This is a genomic window from Dyella kyungheensis (assembly GCF_049913195.1).
GTDB classification, from domain to species: domain Bacteria; phylum Pseudomonadota; class Gammaproteobacteria; order Xanthomonadales; family Rhodanobacteraceae; genus Dyella; species Dyella kyungheensis.
Genome location: NZ_CP183983.1, coordinates 2,004,933 through 2,022,230 on the forward strand (window position 1 = coordinate 2,004,933; position 17,298 = coordinate 2,022,230).

A 17,298-nucleotide genomic window follows, 5' to 3' on the forward strand; every position below is an offset into this window, starting at 1 on the left:
CGCTTTTTGGCGTTGAGAAAATCTCATCACTCGGCACGTGCGAAAACGGCCTGAGCACTGAGGTTGATCGCAGGGCGCTTGTCGCCTTCGTGGACGAGGGCGTGGCCACTGGATTCCTTGACGGTGAACTTGGCCAAGTTGGCGGCACGTTCCTTGTCGTTTTTGCCGGGCACCAGCTTTCGCACCTGGGCCGGGGACTTCAGTTCGGGCTCTTCGAAGAGATCCTTGCCGCTTAAGTCGAACTCTGCGATCAATGCACGTGCGGAGATGTCCGGCTTCCACTTCTCACGCCCCAACTTCTCCACCAGCTTGTACCCTGGGGGCGTGCGGCCGGCTTCCGCTTCGTCGTACGCGAACTCACGCACGGCCTTGATCTGGGCTTCCAGGATCGGCAGACGGTCCAGCCATTTCTTAAGCTCAGCCGGGTCATAGCCGATGGCGATCGGCACCGCGGCGAACACGGACTTGGCCAACTCCTGCGGCAACTTCTCCTGCACCGGGCACTTGCCTGGCACGCCTGCGGCCGGACAGTAACGGCACCAGTCACCGGCACGTACCGCGGCGTTGGGCTTTTCCGTCTCGCGCACGGACGCCACCAGGTAACCGGCGAAGTCGAGCGCGTCCATCGCGTCGATTTCCGTGGTGCGGTGCGGGCCATCACTGTGTGGACAGCGGGGCTGAAAGATGTGCTGGCCAATGGTCTGCGCCGGGTACTTCAGCGTGACCATGGCGCCCAACGCGTAGTACTGCAGCTGCGGATTGCCGTGGACTTCAACCGCGTGACCGGCGCCGTACTTCAGATCGATCACATCCAAGTGCTTGCGCTTGGGATGCCACAGCACACAGTCCGACGTGCCGAACAGGGAAGGGTGCAGATCCTTCAAGTGGAACTTATGCTCCACGTGCCGGACCGTGTCCTTGTCGCACAAATCATCGACCGTCACCTTGTATTCGGTGACGAACTCGATCATTTCTTTAGTGACTTCGACGGAGTGACCGTCCTGCACGACGACCACACCAAGCCATTGCTTGTATGGCTTGCCCAACAGGGCCAGTTCGCCAAGCATGTGCGCGACCGTACCTTCAGCCGCCGCGTATCCGGCCTTGGACTCAAGCCCCGCCGATAACTGCACGGAGCCGGGGCAGTGATCCTTTTCCCAACGTGACATGCCGCTGGCGCCGACACGGGAGTGGGCCGGGAGGGTCATACCCGGCCCCGGGCTGCGAACCCCAGCAAGCACATCGCGCCTGCGGCAACGAAGTGGCCAGTTAGGTAGCACGCTGTAGCGGCGCCGATGAATGCGATAACGGCCAAGCCTTCGCCGATCGAAGAGTTAGACATTGGCCACCTCCATCGCCGCCCCGTCGACACGCTCCATGTGGAAGCCCTTGCGGGGCATCGGTGCCCAGGGGGCATGCGTCGTGCCGAGCCACACCTTGAACTTCTTGGCCATGCTGTTGACAACGTCGGCCTTCATTTCGGTGACCTTGTCGTGAAGCAACTTGCGCTGGGTTAGATCTAGAACGCATGCGGCAAGTGCCTGCGTGTTGGCGATCTGTTTCTCGATGCGCTGTTCGCGCTTGCCGTAGAACGGTGCGACGGTTCGCTTTTTCATTTCGACTCCGGTTGATATTTACTCAACACTGCACGCACGTCTGTGCCCAGGTACTTCAGGATCTTCAAGGCCGTGGCTTGCGCGATAGGCTTGGAATTGCGCATGCGTTCGGAGGTGCTGTTACCCAAACCCATCAGTTCGTACGTGATGTACAAGGCTTGGCCTTTGGCCTTGGCGTGGTCCTTGGTGGCCATGTACAGGCACCACGCAGTGATGCCACTGACCATGTCCCGCGGGGGCGCCTCTTTACGGGGCCGATACGCCGCCTTCGGCGCTAGCTTGCGCTTGGCGGCCGAGCGGATATCAATTTCCCACCAGCGGGCCATTACGCCGCCTTGCACGCGGCGATGAACGCCACGTAGTCGTCGGCCTTCACTTCGGACACGCGGTTCGCGCCGAACTGGCCGAGCAGTTCAAGGGGCTTGGCCATGTCCGCCGTGCCGTACTTGGCCTGGACTTCCTTGAGCGCGTTACGCGCGTCGTCGATCGAGAGGGTCTGCTGCGCCGAGTGAACGACGGGCTCGCTGACCGGCTGTTCTTCTAGCGCCGGAGCTACTGCCGCCGAACCGGATTCTGCAACCGGCGCAGCAGATTCTTGGGCGGCCTTCGGTGGACGACCGCGCTTGCGCGGCGTTTGCTCGATTGCCGGAGAATTTTTCTCGGGATTTTCGATAATGGTCGACGGGCTCGGGCCCGCGAACACTTGGTCTTCCGCCTGCGCGACAGCAGCAGGATCAGCGGTATGTTTCAGCGCGGCCAGAATGCGCTCGGCTTCGTCGATCGACGAGACTTGGATGGTCAGTGTAAACATGCAAAAGCTCCTTTCACTCGTTGTGGCCGCGATGTTGATATTGTCTCAACACCGAACGACATATGTCAATCGAAAACTTTCGCTAATTCGCGGCCCTTTAGCGCCAGCGCTTTCGTGATGTCTGCGTCGACGCTGCGGTTGCAGCCGAAGTAGCGCACCGTCACCGTGCAGTCCTGGCCGATGCGGTGAGCACGGTCAATAAACTGCTTGTTTTCTGCAGGTACCCATGAGGGTTCCAACAGGTCCACCCTGTAGGCCGCGGTTGCATTGAAACCGATGCCCACCTTCACCTGGCAGATCAACACGCGGCACGCGCGGTTGGTCTTGAACTTGTCCAGCAGGTGCTGGCGCTTATCCGCAGGCGTGCCGCCAAACAGCGTGACCGCGCCAAACTCACGGAGCCCTGTACGCAATGCCTCGATGACATCGGTATGCCACGCGCCTATTAACAGCTTGTCGAATCGCCGCGCTTTCAATTCGGGTTTCACCACGTCGAGGTAGCCGGGTACTTTCGAGAGACCGATGTACCGGCGCAGTGTGCCGACGGACGTGGCGACACTACGAAGATATTCCAGTGTGTTATCACCGACTGCGACAGCATCCTTTAACTGCGCGTTTTGTTTCTGCAAATCCTCGTGCAAGTACGGGTCGAATTCCTTCAACGTGCCGAAGTACGCGCGTGCATCGACGGCCGTGGGTTCCACGGTGTGATGTTCGAATTCAATGGGCGGCAACTTGGGCAACACGTCGGCTTTCTTCCTGCGCAACATGAAAGGTTTCAGTAAGGCGCGAAGGCGTTGTGCATTCTTCGTGCCAGTGATTCGAAACCCGTAATCCGATTTAAATCCCGTGCAAAACTCATCCACAAAATCGTAGTAGTTCTTTGGATATAGACCTGCACTGTGTAAATGAGTCCATAGCTCATCCACGAAGTTGGGAGCGGGTGTTCCCGACAGTCGCCACACGTGCTTCGCGGATGTCATCAACCCGGTCACGCCATCACTCTTGCGGCCATAGATGGCCTTGGTTCGCGAGGCCGTTCGCGCCTTCAACATGTGCGACTCATCGAGGATGAGAACATCCCAACGTCTCGCCATGAGAGACGCGCGCAGCTTCTTGTTGGCCAACAGGTCGTAAGAACACACCGTCACCCCTGTGGCGCCTGGTGACGTTTTTCCGTCGAAAACGGCGGTTTCTTGACGGTCGAAAGGTGAAAATTTTTTGAATTCGTTCAGCCAGTTAACGCGAACACTCGCCGGGACGAGGACCAGGATGTTCAAAGCGCCAACTAAATCACACGCCCTGACCGCCTGGCCTGACTTGCCCACACCCGGCTCGTCCGCAAGGAACGCCTGAGTCCGTTCCGCAAGAAACTGCGAACCTTCCAACTGCCAATCAAGTGGCAGTGCAAGCTCAGTCACGCAGTTCCGCCAGATCGGATTCCAGCCCCTCTATCTCCGCTTCCAGGCGTTCGTTCTGGGTCATGTAGCCCTCAACCAACGCCACCCAATCGTTGTGCTCCATCTCCTTGTACTGGCGGCGGAGGTACTTACTGCGCGCCCGTTGGAACGCGAACAGGTTGAACTCTTCCATCACGCTCACGTCGCGTCCTCCACGTCCCAGAACTCACGGACCATCTGGCTTTCGACGAAGCCAACTGCGATTACTGCGGCCACACACGCACCGGCACACACCCACAGGTGAGCAAAGCTCAACACGATGGTCGTGACGATGAAGACCAGTTCGGCCAGAGACAACACCAGGAGCACGAAACACAGCCAGAGGATGTTGGGCATTTTCATACGCTAATCCCTCAGTGTGAGGTGCGTGAGCCCAGCCGCGTCGAGATCCTCACGTGTCGCAACGCGTCGATGTTCTTTGGTCGTCTTGCAGCCCCGGGGCAGGGGAACACCTTCGTCACGTTCAATCTCTTCCTGGGCCAACGCCAGCGCGCGCCACGCGGCCTTGACGGAGTGGCGTACACCATCTGTGTCGAACTTGCCGCGATCGACCAGGTGCTTGATCACCTTGTTGGCGTGGTCCGTGGACTTATCGCGGTTGTGGTGCATCGGCTGGCCGGGGTTGTGCTGGTCGTTACCCACCTTGGATAGTCGCGACACTTCTGCTAAGGCGTTCGGGAAGTAGTCCAACAGGCCGTCCGCCATCGGGTACTGCTCACGCGACGCGGCGTCCGTGGGCAGGGACATGATCGTGCTAGGGCGCAAACTTTCCATAGACTTTGGCCTTCTTTGACGGACGAAGCGTGGTGGAGACGCGCCAGCCGTCACCGTCTTCAACGATGGCGACTTGGCGGTGGTTGCGTAGCAGCCACTCCACGTGGTTCAAAACCTGATCCATGTGATCCAGCTTCAGGCTCTGCTGAGGGAACTTGGAGGGTTCGCGATTTGGTTTGGCATCGCTCATGAATCTGCGGTTCCTCCCAACACAAAGCCCGTCGCCACCGCGAAGAGCGTGAAGAAATACAACATCACCGCCTCGAAGCCGCGATGCCATTCGAATCCGCCCAGCCATGCGCCAAAGAGCACAAGGGCAACCCCGAGAATGGGGCCAACAATCATCCCTTTAATTTTCATGCCGCCCTCGCGAGAGTGAAACGCTGGACCGCGTTGCGGTACTTACGGCGCAGGAACCGGTCAAGGCCCACGCCTTCGTACTTGCGGCACAGGTAATCCAGAGTGAGAGGCATCGCGCAGAACTGGCCGTCGCGCACCTCGTTAAGCACAAGCACACCGCGCCAGTGGTTGTTGGCCATGCCCTTGTAGTCTTCGTCGTGCAGGTAGGCGGAGCCAGCAACGATGCCTTGCTTGATCTTGCCTGTGGCGTATTGCTTGGACCCGACGTCATACCCTTGGACGTGGCCCTGCACAAACGGTTCGCCTACGTGGTTCAACTTGTTGTTGGCGGTTCCACCAATGGCGCGGCCGGTGTTGACGGCGCTGAAGTAGTGGGCGTACACCACACCATCGACAGTGATCTGACCAGGCGCGCCACAGAAGTAGGGAACGACTTCCCACCCGAGGCGTTCTCGATTGAGAAGGTGATAACCCAACGTGCCAGCCAAGCGCGGATCTTCGTTGATGGCGCGGACGAGGCGGTTTTCATGATTGCCTTCCAGGATGATCTTGCGGCCCTTGAAGCGGCCCATCGAACGGGTCAACAGAGCCATGGCTTCGTTGCCGGAGGCGATATCATCCTCGACGCGCGCACCCTCTGAGGCCAGGGAGCCCTTGGCGTCGTAACGGGAGAGGGAAGGGAAGTCCCAGTGGTCCCCCAGGTGGACGACCACGTCGGGCTTGTAGTCGCGAATAGCGGCGCCGATCCACGCCATATGGTCAATCGGCACACCTTTCTTGACCTGAGTATCGGGTATCACGAAGTGGCGCTTAGGGAGCGTCATAGATCGCGTTTCCGTTTGTGGCCCATGTGATGACATTTTACTCCTCAGTTGAGGAAAGCTCAACAGATTTGACACGAGAAGAGAGTTCTTCGCGCACCTCTGCCAGCATCACTTGATCCTTATTGATTCGTAGAACCAGGGACTGCTCCAGTAGTTTGAGATCCGCGCAGGGAATGTCGGACGGATTAATGCCAGTGCAGATAGTCATAACAGTTCCTCTATTCGCTGGGCACGTAGAATTCCACAGCTTGCTGAAAGCGTTCGGGGCTGGCATGTTTGGGAGGTCCGCTGCTAGTTTGCCTGCGGGTGAATTTCCCAATAATTCACGGAGTGAACGGTATGCCTTACGCTAAACCTCGTCATATTGAAGATGTGAACCAGTGCTATTTCTATCACACGATGGATCTGCCAGAGATCGGCACCGTGGCCGGCAATTGGGATCTTCGGGCAAGCCTTCCAGCCTATCTGGGTGGCTTCCAGTTTTCCGATAAGCGCGCCTTAGACATCGGTTGCGCTAGCGGCATCCTGTCGTTCTACATGGAGTCCCAAGGGGCTGAAGTAGTGTCGTACGACCTGGACAAGTCAGGCGACTGGGACATGGTTCCGTTCGCTAAGTGGGAGCACTACGAGCACATCGCCCACGAGCGCAAATCAATCATCGACCGTCTAAACAACGCCTATTGGCTCGCTCATCGCCTAAATAAGTCGAAAGCGAAAGTCGTATACGGCGATGTCTATTCTATTCCTTCAGACATTGGCCCGGTGGACGTATCTGTCTTCGGGTCGAATCTGCTGCACTTCCGAGACCCGTTCCTTGCCCTGCAAAATGGACTGCGCCTGACTCGCGAGACTGTCATTGTGACGGATGTTCTGCGCTCTCCAAGAAATGCCATCTGGCCGGTGATCCATGGCGCGCCAGAGGGCATCCCAGCGCTTGATTTCTTGCCAGACGCTAGGACTGTCGAACCCAAGGACACTTGGTGGGACATCACTCCGCAGTGGGTCATACGCGCTGTCGGCGTGCTTGGGTTCGAAGATGTCCAAGTTACCTACCATGCTCATCCGTACGATGGTGTCATGAACCAACTATTTACGGTCGTCGCCAAGCGTACGCATGGGAGGGCGGTTGGTGAGATGGAAAAGGCGGCGTGATCTATGGCGCCTTCGCGGCGCCATCGGCACGGTTGAAAGCAACACGCATGTTCGCCAACCATTGTTCGGCCCATTCAGTGGCGATAGCCGAGAACTGATTCGTGGCCGGCGTGTCGCCTTCACGAATGCTCGCGAAGAACACTTCAATGGGACGACTGCTGTCGTGTTCCAACTCGCTATATTCAACGCCGCGAACATTGGCGATCGTGCCAACAAGACAGGCACATGCGCCTTGATAGGTTGAACCATCCACCCCGCCGTTCTTAAGTGCGTCTATCAATGCGGGGACTTCGGCGGGCGCCCAGGCAAGCACATCGTAAAAGTCGGCACGCACCGAACGCAGGTTGGCGCCGGACAGGTTGGCGCCGGACAGGGTGGCGCCGTACAGGTTGGCGCCGGACAGGTTGGCGCGGGACAGGTTGGCGCCGTACAGGTCGGCGCCGTACAGGTTGGCGCGGGACAGGTTGGCGCCGGACAGGTCGGCGCGGGACAGGGTGGCGCCGTACAGGTTGGCGCCGTACAGGTTGGCCTTTGCTTCGATCGCCTTCTTCACTGCAAAGCCCAGTTGCAATGCGTACTCCGCGCCGGCCAACTCAGCCGTGAGTTCGCAAGAGAAAATGACGTTGCCAGACCAACGGTGCTTGATGTCGAATTTCATGTGGTGCTCCGAATAGAAATTGAATTGGGTTTCTTATGGACAAACCACCAAGCCATCAGCGCAGCTTCCGCACGGCCGTCATCTTTCACACGCGCGAACAAGTCCGCGTATTCGGGGAATAATTCGATGGCTTTCGCACGCGATGCGTTCTTGCGTTCTTTTCGATCCTGACCAGGAACAGCGTTCAAGCCCACGCCAAATTTCCACTGTTGCGGCGTCACTAAATGCAACGTAGCGCCGGCAGCGATGACCGCCATATCTGTTGCCCCGCAGGTTCGGCCAAAACTGAAAATGCTCGTTCGACCTTGGTTGGGCATGTTGTGCACGCTCTCGATAACCACATCACGAGATATATGCGTCAACACCAGCATGAGACCCCAAAGCTTTTCCAGATCGAGCACTGTCTTCTTATTCGTTTCGATGATTGGCATGTCGTAGACCGCCAGCTTGTTCCCGTCGTACGCAGCGACAGCACCGTACAAGCCCGGATCAATCGCTAGGATTGGCTTCATTCGTACGCCTCGGCTTCTTCGCGTGTGATGAAGAAATGGATACCCGGTGCGCATTCGATCTGCCAGTTCTCCTCGAAACGGTCAGGCGTAACGCGCTGGCCGGCGACGTATTTCGTCTTGTGATCGTGCTTAGAGATGCCAACCTCGGCGCCGAAGACTTCCAGGACGTCCACAAACTCAGCGCGGCACTTACGGCCAAACGCATGGCAACGTTTTGCCTCTTCAGGAATTCGCAATTTGGCGATGACGCCCTTTTGCAGCTTCTTCCAGCCAATCAGCGCGCCGTCAGACAAGATACGCGTGCGAGCAATGGCAACCGCCGCATCCTTCGCGTCCGTTAGGTTGGCGCCGTACAGGTCGGCGTCGGACAGGGTGGCGCCGGACAGGTTGGCGCCGGACAGGTTGGCGCCGTACAGGTCGGCGTCGGACAGGGTGGCGCCGGACAGGTTGGCGCCGGACAGGGTGGCGCGGGACAGGGTGGCGTCGGACAGGGTGGCGCCGGACAGGTTGGCGCCGGACAGGGTGGCGCGGGACAGGTTGGCGTCGGACAGGTTGGCGCCGGACAGGGTGGCGCCGGACAGGTTGGCGCCGTACAGGGTGGCGCCGTACAGGTTGGCGCCGGACAGGGTGGCGCGGGACAGGTTGGCGCCGGACAGGGTGGCGCCGTACAGGTTGGCGCCGGACAGGGTGGCGCGGGACAGGGTGGCGCCGTACAGGTCGGCGCCGTACAGGTTGGCGCGGGACAGGTTGGCGCCGGACAGGTCGGCGCGGGACAGGGTGGCGCCGTACAGGTTGGCGCGGGACAGGTTGGCGCGGGACAGGGTGGCGCCGTACAGGGTGGCGCGGGACAGGTTGGCGTCGGACAGGTTGGCGTCGGACAGGGTGGCGCCGTACAGGTTGGCGCCGGACAGGGTGGCCTTTGCTTCGATCGCCTTCTTCACTGCAAAGCCCAGTTGCAATGCGTACTCCGCGCCGGCCAACTCAGCCGTGAGTTCGCAAGAGAAAATGACGTTGCCAGACCAACGGTGCTTGATGTCGAATTTCATGTGGTGCTCCCTCTCGTGGACGATTGGGCATCATGTTGCGCTTAGCTCAACAGCTTGTCAACAGGATAGACGGCATATTCACGAATGTAAGTGCACGCTTACGCCTCATGGTGGGGGAGGAAGGGGTTGATCGGAAACAGGAATCCGGGTCTAATTGACGGATTCTCAATCCAAGGGAGAGCCTTTGTGGCCACCAAAAAGAAGCACCCCATTGATGCGAAGTGGTTTCGCTTGATGTTCGATCGAGCCAACGTTACGCAAAATGCCGTTGCGCAGGCCGTAGGGGTAGATAAGTCCTCCATGAGCAAGATGCTCAACGGCGAACGTCGCATCCAAGTGGCCGAGATCAAAAAGCTGGCCCGGATCCTGGATCTATCCGAAGAAGAGGTTTACCGGCACGCCGGACACATCGAGCGCGCCGCGGCAGGCACCGGGGCCCAGGTCATCGTGTCACCGGCCAAGCCCGCGACGGTTGCCGGAGGCGTGATCGATGCCGCCAGCGGTGAGGTCACGTTCAACGGGCGCAGTGACGCCGCGGACGCCGTCACGCTGCAGGTAATTGGTGATCCCTTCCTGGCCAACGTGCGCATCGTGTGCCGACCGAGTGAGGTGTCAACGCCTTCTGGGGCCGCTGTGGACTTTGGCCTGGTGCAGTTGGCAGACGGCCGGGTGATGCTCCGGAAGTTCAAACCCAGTTTTGTGGCAGGACGTTTTGATTTAGGCCCAGTATTAGGATTTGGGGCGCGAACGGAGGACGTTGAGATTGTTGGAGTGATTCCGGTGAGCGGTTTGGAGCGGGTTTGAGGGCGGATTCTACGTTATTCTGGAATCCTAGAAGGGTCTAGAAGCCGGAAAACGTAGGAGCGTCAACAACTTACCCTGCTTTCTATGAATTCTCGCGGAATGAAGAAGTTGCTGTGGGATTTTCGGGGGCTGTCCCACAGTATAGAATGGGAAATATATGTGTGGAGACATATGTATATCCCTACTAACTCTATTTATTTAATAGAAAAAGAAGAATAAAGAGTATAAGCCTTGTACAACAACGGTTCCGACGGTTCTACGTTTTGAAAGTCGGCTTAGGGAAAGTAGAAAGATAGAAGGGGAGGGTTGTCCTCTCTTGGCTGACGGGTAGGCGCCTGTCCAAGACAAAAGAAAGCCGGCGCAAGGCCGGCTCGTTCTTTACGGGGGGAGGGGTTGGCTAGCGCTTGTGGCCCCAAGCTTCTGCCGCCCAAGCTTCTGCTGCTTGCTGGGCTTCCTCCTTGGTGGCATATCGTCCGATCGCCTGGGATCTCGTGAGCACCGCGACCGCCGTCCATTGCTGGGGTTGGCGCTTGGTTTGGATGATGCGCAGCTTGCGGCCTTCACCGCAGTGCAGTTCGTGGTTGCCACCCTTGAGGGTGAGCCAGTCTGAGTTGGCCATGGTTTTCTCCGGCGCGTTGGCGAAATGTCAACAGTTCAGGCGGCAAAAGCCCTGATCACGCTGTGCGCGATGCTCAGCACTACGGCAATCCCGACGGCTGAACTCGTACCGTAGATCAAGATCCTCGCCATCACTTGGCTGAAGCGGTTGGTGTTGTCGCGCTTGGGGTTGTAGCCCACGGACACATACGGCTGCGTGTTGTGGAACGGATAGGCGTTCCGAAGGGTTTGGCGGTTCATGTCATTCTCCCGTTTGCAGGCTGGTGTTGGTATAATGTCCACAACGTTGGCGCAATGTCAACACTTGGCGCAATCGAATTTCCCTATGGTGATGCTGTGAGTGATAGCCAAAGCCTATCAAAGGTCACCGTTCCTCAAATTACTGAGGAACAGCAAGCGTTCTTGGATTTGATGCTCACCGGGGTGAGCATCGATAAGTGTTTGAAAACACAAGGAATCACGCAATATCGCTACGCCAAGTGGCGCGCAGAAATGCCAGCTTTCGAACACGCGTTCCGGTCTGCGCGCGCGATCGTAGTCGACCAACGCGTGGATTTGATGGAGGAGGTGGCGCGCACAGAGCCGGACGTCAACCGCGCCCGCTTGATTATCGACACACAGCGCTGGATGGCGTCAAAGCTCGTTCCCAAGGTCTACGGCGACAAGCTCGACATCAACGTGACGCAGACGATCGACATCGGATCTGCCCTGGCCGAAGCGCGTTCGCGCAGCCAATTGCGACCTATGTGCGACCCAGTGGACATCCTCGATGTGCAAGTGATTGAGTCACAAGACAATCAATCCGATCAGCAAATTGATAACGAATCAACTCCACCACTCCCGGACATCTTCGACTGACCCGTTTGCGGGTCCCATCCAGCCGCGAAAGGCCGGGTGGGGGTGGTGGCACCCCCGGATTCTGGCGCGATGTTTCACCCGGGGCCATGCCGAAGCCGCTGTTCGCGAATCCTAAAAATTTTTCATGAACGTTGAGTAAATATCAACATGCCGAAGGCCAAACAGCTTTATTCCGCCGCCGATGAGCAAACGCTCATGACCGAGCTGTGGGATCCGAATTTGGCCGACGACCTGCGCGCCTGGGTCATGTTCGTCTTCCCCTGGGGCAAGGCCAACACCCCGCTCGAAAAATTCAAGGAGCCACGAAAGTGGCAGATCGAAGAGTTGGAGCAGAAGACCGAGCACATCCGGAACAACAAACACCGGATCGCCATGGGCCAACAGCCACTCATGTGGATGGGCTCCAAGGCGTCCGGCCGCGGCATTGGCAAGTCCGCGGAGGTGGCCATGGAGGGAATCCACATGCTCACCACCCGGCTCGGCTCGACCACGATCATCACGGCCAATACCGAGCAACAGCTGGTCAGCCGCACCATGGCCGAGCTGGGCAAGTGGCACACCATGGCGATCAACTCCCACTGGTTCGATCGCCAGGCCATGAGCCTCAAACCCGCTGAATGGTTTGAGACCCTCCTGAAGGACCAGCTCAAGATCGACACGGGCTATTACTACCTGCAGGCCCAGCTGTGGTCCGAGGAAAAGCCCGACGCCTTTGCCGGTGTGCACAACCACAACGGGGTGAAGCTGGTGATGGACGAGGCCAGCGGCATCCCGCAAGCGATCTTCTCAGTCTCCGAAGGTTTCTTCACCGAGCCGGTGCTCGACCGCTACTGGGACATCTACTCCAACCCCCGCAACAACACGGGCGCCTTTTTCGAAACCCACCACAAGTTCCGCAACTTCTGGCGCGCCCGGAAGATCGACGCTCGCACGGTTGAGGGCACCGACCAGGCCATCTACCAGAAGATCATTGACCAGTACGGCGCCGACTCGGACGAGGCGCGCATCGAGGTCTACGGCGAGTTTCCCAACGCAGGCGCCCGCCAGCTGATCCCGATGAGCAACATCATCGGTGCCACGGAGCGCCAGCTTACGTCGGACCCAGGCGCACCCCTGGTGATGGGCATCGACGTGGCCCGCTACGGCGAGGACTCAAGCGTGATCGCCTTCCGACGCGGCGCCGACGCGCGGTCGATCCCGTGGCAACGGTACAAGGGGATCTCGACCATGGTCTTCGCGGACCACGTGGCGGACGCCATTGGCAAGTACAACCCGGACGCCGTGTTCATCGATGCCAACGGCGTGGGCGGCCCGGTGGCCGACCGGTTGCGCCAGATGGGCTACAAGGTCATCGACGTGATGGTGCAGGGTGATGCCAAGGAGAAAGACCGTTACCAGAACAAGCGTGCCGAGATCTGGGACACGATGAAGGACTGGCTTCTGACGGGCTGCATCCCGGCCAACACCACCCTGGCCGATGACTTGAAGGCCCCCGAGTACAAGTACAACAAGCTCTCGGGCAAGTTGCAGGTGGAATCCAAGGAAGAGGCCAAGGGTCGCGGCCTTGCCTCTCCCGACGAAGCAGATGCGCTGAGCATGACCTTTGCCCATACGGTGGCGCGGAACGACATCCGATCGAGCCGGCACAACCGTCGCGGCACTGTCGCCCGGGATGTCAGTTACGATATACTTGGCACATCGAAATCCTTTTTGCGATAGGTGATCTCTATGGGTGGCCTGTTTTCCAGCCCCAAAATGCCCGCGCCCGTCGCACCGCCCCCGGTGCCGACTCAGGCCGCGAACAACACCCAGATCACCAAGGCCCAGCAAGACGAGCAGGCGCGCCTGCAGGCGGGCGGGCGGTCGAGCACCGTGCTCAATGGCGGTTCCGGTTTGGGGAACCTGGGCACGGTGTCTTCGACCAGCGGCTTGCTGGGGGGCTCAGGCCCGTGATGCGTTCTTGCGCCCGCAGTGTTGAGAAAAGCTCAACTGACTGTATCGAACGGGAATCAATCTGATGACCCCGCAGGACTTCTGCTATTGGCTTCAGGGCTTCGCTGAGCTGACTGACAAGCCTCCGACGGCCGCACAGTGGAAAGCAATCCAGGACCATTTGGCGCTTGCCTTCACCAAGGTGACGCCAACTTACGACTGGTTGAAGCTCGGGCAGACGCCGAACTTGTCGCATACGTCGCCCTTTCAGGTGACCTGCTAAGTCATGGCCGGTCCTGACCGCGAATCGTTGCTCGTCCAGGACGTCGTCCGCTGCTACAGCGAGGCGAAGTCCAAGCGTGGCATCTGGGAAAAGCACTGGGAAGACATCGCCCAGTTGGTGCTGCCGTACTACGAGACGAGCTTCTACACCCAGGGCAACACGGTGCCGGGCCAGGAGCGCGGATACCAGATGTTCGACAGCACGGCCAACACCGCGCTGTTCCGCTTTGCTGCAGCGATGGAGTCGATGCTCACGCCGCGCAACGGCAAGTGGCACCGCATCCGGGTGACCGACCCGAACCTGATGAAGCTGCGCAACGTGCAGCTGTGGTGCGATCAGGTCAATGACGCGTTGTTCTACCACCGGTATTCGCCCATGGCGAACTACCAGTCCCAGCAGCACGATGGCTACATCGGCATTGGCGCCTTTGGCACCAGCTGCCTGTACATCGACGAGTTGATGGATAACCGGGGGCGTAAGGGGCTGCGCTACCGCAACATCAACCTGGGCGAGGTGTATTTCCAAGAGAACCACCAGGGCATCGTCGACACGGTGCTGCGTCGGTTCCCGATGACGATCCGCCAGATTGCCCAGCGCAAGGCCGGCACGCCTGACGCTTGGATCGACCGCCTGCCGGAGAAGTTCTCCGGGATGCTGGCCACCAAGCCCGAGCACGTGGTGTGGGTGATCCATCGCGTCACGCCGCGCGCCGACTTTAACCCGATCCGTATCGACGCCAAGGGCATGCCCTTCGAATCCGTCTACGTGATCGAGGACACCCAGACATTCCTGGAAGAGGGCGGCTATCGCCAGCTTCCGTATGCGGTCAGCCGTTACATCACGGCGCCCGGTGAGATCTACGGCCGCAGCCCAGCGATGAACGTCCTCCCCAGCATCAAGGTGCTGAACGAGGAAAAGAAGACCATGTTGGAGCAGGGCCATCGTGCCGTGGCTCCGGTGCTGCTGGCGCATGACGACGGCATCATGGACGGCCTGAGCCTGAAACCTGGCGCCACCAACTACGGCGCGGTGAACGCTGACGGCCGCCCATTGGTCCACACTCTCCCGATCGGCAATGTGCAGATCGGCAAGGAGATGATGGACGATGAGCGCGCCGGCATCAACGACGCGTTCCTGGTCAGCCTGTTTCAGATTATGGTCGAATCGCCCCAGATGACGGCGACTGAAGTGTTGGAGCGTTCGCGCGAGAAGGGCGCCCTGTTGTCCCCGACCATGGGCCGGTTCCAGTCCGAATCCTTAGGGCCAATGATCGAGCGCGAATACAGCATCCTGCTGCGCCTGGGGCTGTTGCCGCCGATCCCGCCCGAGCTCATCGAGGCCAAGGCCCGTTTCCACGTCGAGTACGACGCGCCGCTCAACCGTGCGATGCGCGCCGAGGAAGCCTCCGGCATCCAGCGTTCCGTGCAGTTCGCCGCCGAGATCGCCGGCCAGACCCAAGATCCGTCGGCTCTGGACTGGTTCAACTGGGACACGATCATCCCCGAGATGGTCGACATCAACGGCGCACCGTACCGGTACGTCAACGATCCCGACACCGTGGCCGCCAAGCGCAAGGCGCGCCAGCAGCAGCAGGCGACAGAACAGATCACGCAGGCGTTGCCGGGCATGGCCGCCATGGCGAAGGCTGCGGCGCCATCCGGCGCGCAAACCCCCGGAGGCTGATCGATGGATGACCATCGCATTTACCTGGACGACCAGGCGAAACGTCAGGCCATCCGATCGGGGTGGGAAGGTTTTCAGTGCTACGGCTGGAAAGCCAAGGCACCGTTCACCACGCAGGATGATCGGTGGTGGTACTGGATGAACGGCATGGAAGGCGCCGAAAAGAATTACAAGGGTTACTCCATACGCATCGAGGATGTCGACGGATGGAAAACAAAGCACTAGACGCCGCACTCGGCTTCCTTCGCCGACGCGCCCACGCCTACCGTGTCACCTTCACCGGTCCGTTGGCCGAAGAGGTGTTGGCGGATCTGGCCAAGTTCTGCCGCGCCACCGAATCCACGTTTCACACCGACGCACGCGCGCATGCCGTGGCCGAGGGACGGCGCGAGGTATGGCTGCGGCTGCAACACCATCTGAAGCTTTCCGACGACGAGTTGTGGAAGCGATACGGGCAAGGCGCGCCCGCTCCACGCGCCCCATAAGGATCAACCATGACCGACGCAGCAACCGGGTCCGACACCACGGGCAACCCGGGAACCACCAGCACGACGGTGGCGCCCCCGGGGTCAACCAGTTCCGAAGTAGCCGGCGCTCCGGCTCCCGCTCCTGTCGCCCACGAATTCAAGTGGCTCGGCGACGCCGACGAAACCCGTGTGGGTTACGTCCAGAACAAGGGCTGGAAAGAACCCAGCCAGGTGCTGGACAGTTACATCGCCTTGGAGAAAACCTTTGGCGCCGACAAGGCCGGCCGTACGGTCATCCTGCCGGGTGAGAAGGCTGAAGCCGCTGAGCTCGATGCGTTCTACGCCAAGCTAGGTCGGCCCGCCGAGCCCAAGGACTACAAGGTCACGGTGCCCGAAGGCCACGACCCGAAGTTCGCCGACGGCTTCAAGACCAAGGCACACGAGCTCGGTCTCACCGCCAAGCAGGTTGAAGGTCTTGCCGCCTGGAACAACGAGCAGGTGGCTGGTTTGCAGGCCGCCCAGGCGACGCAGTCGACTGAGTCGTTCAACCGTGACGTGCAAACCCTCAAGACCGAGTGGGGCGCCGCGCACGACCAGAACGTGGTTGTTGCCCGTAGTGCCGCACAAGCGCTGGGCTTGAGCGCCGACTTCATCGACAAGGTATCCGGCGCGGTGGGCCACAAGGCCACCATGGAACTGTTGCACAAGATTGGCAGCAAGACCGGTGAATCGGAGTTCGTAGCCACCAGTAGCACCAGCTATGGCGGCGCACTCACCCCGGGCCAGGCCAAGGCCGAAATTGCAGCACACAAGCAGGACAAGGCGTTCATGGCCAAGGTCTTCAGCGGCGACGCCGAAGCCAAGGCGAAGTGGACCAAGCTTCACAACTACGCATTCCCGGAGTAACCCATGGCCATTATCGCCACCGATCGTGCTGATTTCTGGGGCTTCAACCCCAACAACTACCTGCTGTCCTACTGCAACAGCAACGGCCTGAATCCGGCCAACTACTACGCGGAAGTGTTGCAGGATGGCTCGACGGGCCTGCAGTACATCAACATCCACCCGAACGGCGACGGCGGTGCGGGCGCCCTCGACACCATCGAAGGTTCACCGAAGATGGTCGACATGTCCGCGCCGAGTGACACGGAAGTGGCCGTGGAAGTGCTGGTGAACACGTGATCCCGCCGCAGGACGTGGTGACTTTCCGACTGGAATGCCTGAAGCTGGCGGTGCAGACCGCTATTGCTTCAGGGGATCGGTCTGCGGAAAATGTTGAGAATATCGCAACAAGGTATTACAATGCAGTTGTCGGGACGCCTCAAACGTCCCAGGGCAAGAAGGACAAGTCGGCCAAACCCGACCCCTTGAGCTGAGCCCACGACAGTCAGGCCCCTCGGAAGAGGACAAGCCGGGAACGACGGACGCCCCAACAGTCCG

At 59.6% G+C, this 17,298-nt stretch carries 28 protein-coding genes; 11 read left to right on the top strand and 17 right to left on the bottom strand.

The window, feature by feature from the left end:
* Positions 1–26 precede the first annotated feature (26 nt).
* The 12 genes from ACN9MB_RS08950 to ACN9MB_RS09005 all read right to left on the bottom strand — a co-directional run bounded on the left by ACN9MB_RS08950 (position 27) and on the right by ACN9MB_RS09005 (position 6,053).
* A complete protein-coding gene (locus ACN9MB_RS08950) occupies positions 27–1,208 on the bottom strand; it encodes a DUF2800 domain-containing protein (protein WP_426271542.1) in 1,182 nt (393 codons plus the stop codon).
* A 126-nt stretch (positions 1,209–1,334) separates the two neighbouring features.
* Positions 1,335–1,616: a hypothetical protein gene (locus ACN9MB_RS08955; RefSeq protein ID WP_426271543.1), complete on the bottom strand. Its 282-nt coding sequence runs from the start codon at positions 1,614–1,616 to the stop codon at positions 1,335–1,337.
* The gene (locus ACN9MB_RS08960; protein WP_426271544.1) at positions 1,613–1,942 is read right to left on the bottom strand and encodes a hypothetical protein; all 330 of its coding nucleotides are present in this window, start codon (positions 1,940–1,942) and stop codon (positions 1,613–1,615) included. The genes ACN9MB_RS08955 and ACN9MB_RS08960 overlap by 4 nt, the downstream gene beginning before the upstream one ends.
* The gene (locus ACN9MB_RS08965) at positions 1,942–2,427 is read right to left on the bottom strand and encodes a hypothetical protein (RefSeq protein WP_426271545.1); all 486 of its coding nucleotides are present in this window, start codon (positions 2,425–2,427) and stop codon (positions 1,942–1,944) included. The genes ACN9MB_RS08960 and ACN9MB_RS08965 overlap by 1 nt, the downstream gene beginning before the upstream one ends.
* A 65-nt stretch (positions 2,428–2,492) precedes the next feature.
* A complete protein-coding gene (locus ACN9MB_RS08970) occupies positions 2,493–3,848 on the bottom strand; it encodes a DEAD/DEAH box helicase (protein WP_426271546.1) in 1,356 nt (451 codons plus the stop codon).
* A complete protein-coding gene (locus ACN9MB_RS08975; protein WP_426271547.1) occupies positions 3,841–4,029 on the bottom strand; it encodes a hypothetical protein in 189 nt (62 codons plus the stop codon). The genes ACN9MB_RS08970 and ACN9MB_RS08975 overlap by 8 nt, the downstream gene beginning before the upstream one ends.
* Positions 4,026–4,229, bottom strand: coding sequence for a hypothetical protein (locus ACN9MB_RS08980; RefSeq protein ID WP_426271548.1), 204 nt, complete (start codon positions 4,227–4,229; stop codon positions 4,026–4,028). Before ACN9MB_RS08980 ends, ACN9MB_RS08975 begins: the two co-directional genes overlap by 4 nt.
* A 3-nt stretch (positions 4,230–4,232) precedes the next feature.
* Positions 4,233–4,634 carry a dATP/dGTP diphosphohydrolase domain-containing protein gene (locus ACN9MB_RS08985; RefSeq protein ID WP_426271549.1) on the bottom strand — a complete coding sequence of 134 codons (402 nt, stop codon included), beginning with the start codon at positions 4,632–4,634 and terminating at the stop codon, positions 4,233–4,235.
* Between the two features lie 7 nt (positions 4,635–4,641).
* Positions 4,642–4,851 carry a hypothetical protein gene (locus ACN9MB_RS08990; protein WP_426271550.1) on the bottom strand — a complete coding sequence of 70 codons (210 nt, stop codon included), beginning with the start codon at positions 4,849–4,851 and terminating at the stop codon, positions 4,642–4,644.
* Positions 4,848–5,021, bottom strand: a complete 174-nt coding sequence (locus tag ACN9MB_RS08995) for a hypothetical protein (protein ID WP_426271551.1) — start codon at positions 5,019–5,021, stop codon at positions 4,848–4,850. Before ACN9MB_RS08995 ends, ACN9MB_RS08990 begins: the two co-directional genes overlap by 4 nt.
* Positions 5,018–5,845 carry a hypothetical protein gene (locus ACN9MB_RS09000; protein ID WP_426271552.1) on the bottom strand — a complete coding sequence of 276 codons (828 nt, stop codon included), beginning with the start codon at positions 5,843–5,845 and terminating at the stop codon, positions 5,018–5,020. The genes ACN9MB_RS08995 and ACN9MB_RS09000 overlap by 4 nt, the downstream gene beginning before the upstream one ends.
* A gap of 37 nt (positions 5,846–5,882) precedes the next feature.
* On the bottom strand, positions 5,883–6,053 hold the full coding sequence (locus tag ACN9MB_RS09005; RefSeq protein WP_426271553.1) for a hypothetical protein: 171 nt from the start codon (positions 6,051–6,053) through the stop codon (positions 5,883–5,885).
* A 131-nt stretch (positions 6,054–6,184) separates the two neighbouring features.
* Here ACN9MB_RS09005 and ACN9MB_RS09010 point away from each other — a divergent pair, with 131 nt between their 5' ends.
* Positions 6,185–6,997: a class I SAM-dependent methyltransferase gene (locus tag ACN9MB_RS09010; protein ID WP_426271554.1), complete on the top strand. Its 813-nt coding sequence runs from the start codon at positions 6,185–6,187 to the stop codon at positions 6,995–6,997.
* A gap of 1 nt (position 6,998) precedes the next feature.
* Here the strand turns inward: ACN9MB_RS09010 and ACN9MB_RS09015 are convergent, their stop codons facing one another.
* The 3 genes from ACN9MB_RS09015 to ACN9MB_RS09025 are packed head-to-tail and all read right to left on the bottom strand — an operon-like array spanning position 6,999 to position 9,213.
* Positions 6,999–7,655, bottom strand: a complete 657-nt coding sequence (locus ACN9MB_RS09015; RefSeq protein WP_426271555.1) for a pentapeptide repeat-containing protein — start codon at positions 7,653–7,655, stop codon at positions 6,999–7,001.
* Positions 7,652–8,167: a hypothetical protein gene (locus ACN9MB_RS09020; protein WP_426271556.1), complete on the bottom strand. Its 516-nt coding sequence runs from the start codon at positions 8,165–8,167 to the stop codon at positions 7,652–7,654. Before ACN9MB_RS09020 ends, ACN9MB_RS09015 begins: the two co-directional genes overlap by 4 nt.
* The gene (locus tag ACN9MB_RS09025) at positions 8,164–9,213 is read right to left on the bottom strand and encodes a pentapeptide repeat-containing protein (RefSeq protein ID WP_426271557.1); all 1,050 of its coding nucleotides are present in this window, start codon (positions 9,211–9,213) and stop codon (positions 8,164–8,166) included. The genes ACN9MB_RS09020 and ACN9MB_RS09025 overlap by 4 nt, the downstream gene beginning before the upstream one ends.
* Positions 9,214–9,399: 186 nt before the next feature.
* Between ACN9MB_RS09025 and ACN9MB_RS09030 the strand changes: the two genes are divergently transcribed.
* The gene (locus tag ACN9MB_RS09030; protein WP_426271558.1) at positions 9,400–10,017 is read left to right on the top strand and encodes a helix-turn-helix domain-containing protein; all 618 of its coding nucleotides are present in this window, start codon (positions 9,400–9,402) and stop codon (positions 10,015–10,017) included.
* A gap of 397 nt (positions 10,018–10,414) precedes the next feature.
* Here ACN9MB_RS09030 and ACN9MB_RS09035 read toward each other — a convergent pair whose 3' ends face one another.
* Together ACN9MB_RS09035 and ACN9MB_RS09040 are read right to left on the bottom strand one after the other, a co-directional pair.
* Positions 10,415–10,636 carry a hypothetical protein gene (locus ACN9MB_RS09035; protein ID WP_426271559.1) on the bottom strand — a complete coding sequence of 74 codons (222 nt, stop codon included), beginning with the start codon at positions 10,634–10,636 and terminating at the stop codon, positions 10,415–10,417.
* 35 nt (positions 10,637–10,671) lie between these two features.
* Complete coding sequence (locus ACN9MB_RS09040) at positions 10,672–10,875, bottom strand: hypothetical protein (protein WP_426271560.1); 204 nt, start codon at positions 10,873–10,875, stop codon at positions 10,672–10,674.
* A gap of 54 nt (positions 10,876–10,929) precedes the next feature.
* On the opposite strand from ACN9MB_RS09040, the gene ACN9MB_RS09045 reads away from it, so the two are divergent.
* The 9 genes from ACN9MB_RS09045 to ACN9MB_RS09085 all read left to right on the top strand — a co-directional run bounded on the left by ACN9MB_RS09045 (position 10,930) and on the right by ACN9MB_RS09085 (position 17,040).
* Positions 10,930–11,493 (top strand): hypothetical protein, encoded by a 564-nt coding sequence (locus ACN9MB_RS09045; RefSeq protein WP_426271561.1) that lies wholly within the window; start codon positions 10,930–10,932, stop codon positions 11,491–11,493.
* A gap of 147 nt (positions 11,494–11,640) precedes the next feature.
* Positions 11,641–13,212, top strand: coding sequence for a hypothetical protein (locus tag ACN9MB_RS09050; protein ID WP_426271562.1), 1,572 nt, complete (start codon positions 11,641–11,643; stop codon positions 13,210–13,212).
* Positions 13,213–13,221: 9 nt separating this feature from the next.
* Positions 13,222–13,446, top strand: a complete 225-nt coding sequence (locus tag ACN9MB_RS09055) for a hypothetical protein (protein ID WP_426271563.1) — start codon at positions 13,222–13,224, stop codon at positions 13,444–13,446.
* A 64-nt stretch (positions 13,447–13,510) separates the two neighbouring features.
* Positions 13,511–13,708, top strand: a complete 198-nt coding sequence (locus tag ACN9MB_RS09060) for a hypothetical protein (protein WP_426271564.1) — start codon at positions 13,511–13,513, stop codon at positions 13,706–13,708.
* Between the two features lie 3 nt (positions 13,709–13,711).
* Positions 13,712–15,391: a portal protein gene (locus ACN9MB_RS09065; RefSeq protein ID WP_426271565.1), complete on the top strand. Its 1,680-nt coding sequence runs from the start codon at positions 13,712–13,714 to the stop codon at positions 15,389–15,391.
* Between the two features lie 3 nt (positions 15,392–15,394).
* The gene (locus ACN9MB_RS09070; protein WP_426271566.1) at positions 15,395–15,616 is read left to right on the top strand and encodes a hypothetical protein; all 222 of its coding nucleotides are present in this window, start codon (positions 15,395–15,397) and stop codon (positions 15,614–15,616) included.
* Complete coding sequence (locus tag ACN9MB_RS09075; RefSeq protein WP_426271567.1) at positions 15,598–15,876, top strand: hypothetical protein; 279 nt, start codon at positions 15,598–15,600, stop codon at positions 15,874–15,876. The genes ACN9MB_RS09070 and ACN9MB_RS09075 overlap by 19 nt, the downstream gene beginning before the upstream one ends.
* 9 nt (positions 15,877–15,885) lie before the next feature.
* A complete protein-coding gene (locus ACN9MB_RS09080; RefSeq protein ID WP_426271568.1) occupies positions 15,886–16,764 on the top strand; it encodes a hypothetical protein in 879 nt (292 codons plus the stop codon).
* Between the two features lie 3 nt (positions 16,765–16,767).
* Positions 16,768–17,040 (top strand): hypothetical protein, encoded by a 273-nt coding sequence (locus ACN9MB_RS09085; RefSeq protein ID WP_426271569.1) that lies wholly within the window; start codon positions 16,768–16,770, stop codon positions 17,038–17,040.
* Positions 17,041–17,298: the final 258 nt, after the last annotated feature.

Excerpts from the sequence above, each read along its gene's own strand:
- ACN9MB_RS09085 (WP_426271569.1), top strand. The coding sequence starts at position 16,768 with ATGGCCATTATCGCCACCGATCGTGCTGATTTCTGGGGCTTCAACCCC.
- ACN9MB_RS08985 (WP_426271549.1), bottom strand. The coding sequence starts at position 4,634 with ATGTCCCTGCCCACGGACGCCGCGTCGCGTGAGCAGTACCCGATGGCG.
- ACN9MB_RS09045 (WP_426271561.1), top strand. The coding sequence starts at position 10,930 with ATGTCAACACTTGGCGCAATCGAATTTCCCTATGGTGATGCTGTGAGT.
- ACN9MB_RS09065 (WP_426271565.1), top strand. The coding sequence starts at position 13,712 with ATGGCCGGTCCTGACCGCGAATCGTTGCTCGTCCAGGACGTCGTCCGC.
- ACN9MB_RS09070 (WP_426271566.1), top strand. The coding sequence starts at position 15,395 with ATGGATGACCATCGCATTTACCTGGACGACCAGGCGAAACGTCAGGCC.
- ACN9MB_RS09040 (WP_426271560.1), bottom strand. The coding sequence starts at position 10,875 with ATGAACCGCCAAACCCTTCGGAACGCCTATCCGTTCCACAACACGCAG.
- ACN9MB_RS09020 (WP_426271556.1), bottom strand. The coding sequence starts at position 8,167 with ATGAAGCCAATCCTAGCGATTGATCCGGGCTTGTACGGTGCTGTCGCT.
- ACN9MB_RS09015 (WP_426271555.1), bottom strand. The coding sequence starts at position 7,655 with ATGAAATTCGACATCAAGCACCGTTGGTCTGGCAACGTCATTTTCTCT.
- ACN9MB_RS09035 (WP_426271559.1), bottom strand. The coding sequence starts at position 10,636 with ATGGCCAACTCAGACTGGCTCACCCTCAAGGGTGGCAACCACGAACTG.
- ACN9MB_RS09055 (WP_426271563.1), top strand. The coding sequence starts at position 13,222 with ATGGGTGGCCTGTTTTCCAGCCCCAAAATGCCCGCGCCCGTCGCACCG.
- ACN9MB_RS09060 (WP_426271564.1), top strand. The coding sequence starts at position 13,511 with ATGACCCCGCAGGACTTCTGCTATTGGCTTCAGGGCTTCGCTGAGCTG.
- ACN9MB_RS09050 (WP_426271562.1), top strand. The coding sequence starts at position 11,641 with ATGCCGAAGGCCAAACAGCTTTATTCCGCCGCCGATGAGCAAACGCTC.
- ACN9MB_RS09025 (WP_426271557.1), bottom strand. The coding sequence starts at position 9,213 with ATGAAATTCGACATCAAGCACCGTTGGTCTGGCAACGTCATTTTCTCT.
- ACN9MB_RS09080 (WP_426271568.1), top strand. The coding sequence starts at position 15,886 with ATGACCGACGCAGCAACCGGGTCCGACACCACGGGCAACCCGGGAACC.
- ACN9MB_RS08995 (WP_426271551.1), bottom strand. The coding sequence starts at position 5,021 with ATGAAAATTAAAGGGATGATTGTTGGCCCCATTCTCGGGGTTGCCCTT.
- ACN9MB_RS09000 (WP_426271552.1), bottom strand. The coding sequence starts at position 5,845 with ATGACGCTCCCTAAGCGCCACTTCGTGATACCCGATACTCAGGTCAAG.
- ACN9MB_RS08990 (WP_426271550.1), bottom strand. The coding sequence starts at position 4,851 with ATGAGCGATGCCAAACCAAATCGCGAACCCTCCAAGTTCCCTCAGCAG.
- ACN9MB_RS08960 (WP_426271544.1), bottom strand. The coding sequence starts at position 1,942 with ATGGCCCGCTGGTGGGAAATTGATATCCGCTCGGCCGCCAAGCGCAAG.
- ACN9MB_RS08980 (WP_426271548.1), bottom strand. The coding sequence starts at position 4,229 with ATGAAAATGCCCAACATCCTCTGGCTGTGTTTCGTGCTCCTGGTGTTG.
- ACN9MB_RS08965 (WP_426271545.1), bottom strand. The coding sequence starts at position 2,427 with ATGTTTACACTGACCATCCAAGTCTCGTCGATCGACGAAGCCGAGCGC.
- ACN9MB_RS09075 (WP_426271567.1), top strand. The coding sequence starts at position 15,598 with ATGGAAAACAAAGCACTAGACGCCGCACTCGGCTTCCTTCGCCGACGC.
- ACN9MB_RS08955 (WP_426271543.1), bottom strand. The coding sequence starts at position 1,616 with ATGAAAAAGCGAACCGTCGCACCGTTCTACGGCAAGCGCGAACAGCGC.
- ACN9MB_RS09010 (WP_426271554.1), top strand. The coding sequence starts at position 6,185 with ATGCCTTACGCTAAACCTCGTCATATTGAAGATGTGAACCAGTGCTAT.
- ACN9MB_RS08950 (WP_426271542.1), bottom strand. The coding sequence starts at position 1,208 with ATGACCCTCCCGGCCCACTCCCGTGTCGGCGCCAGCGGCATGTCACGT.
- ACN9MB_RS09005 (WP_426271553.1), bottom strand. The coding sequence starts at position 6,053 with ATGACTATCTGCACTGGCATTAATCCGTCCGACATTCCCTGCGCGGAT.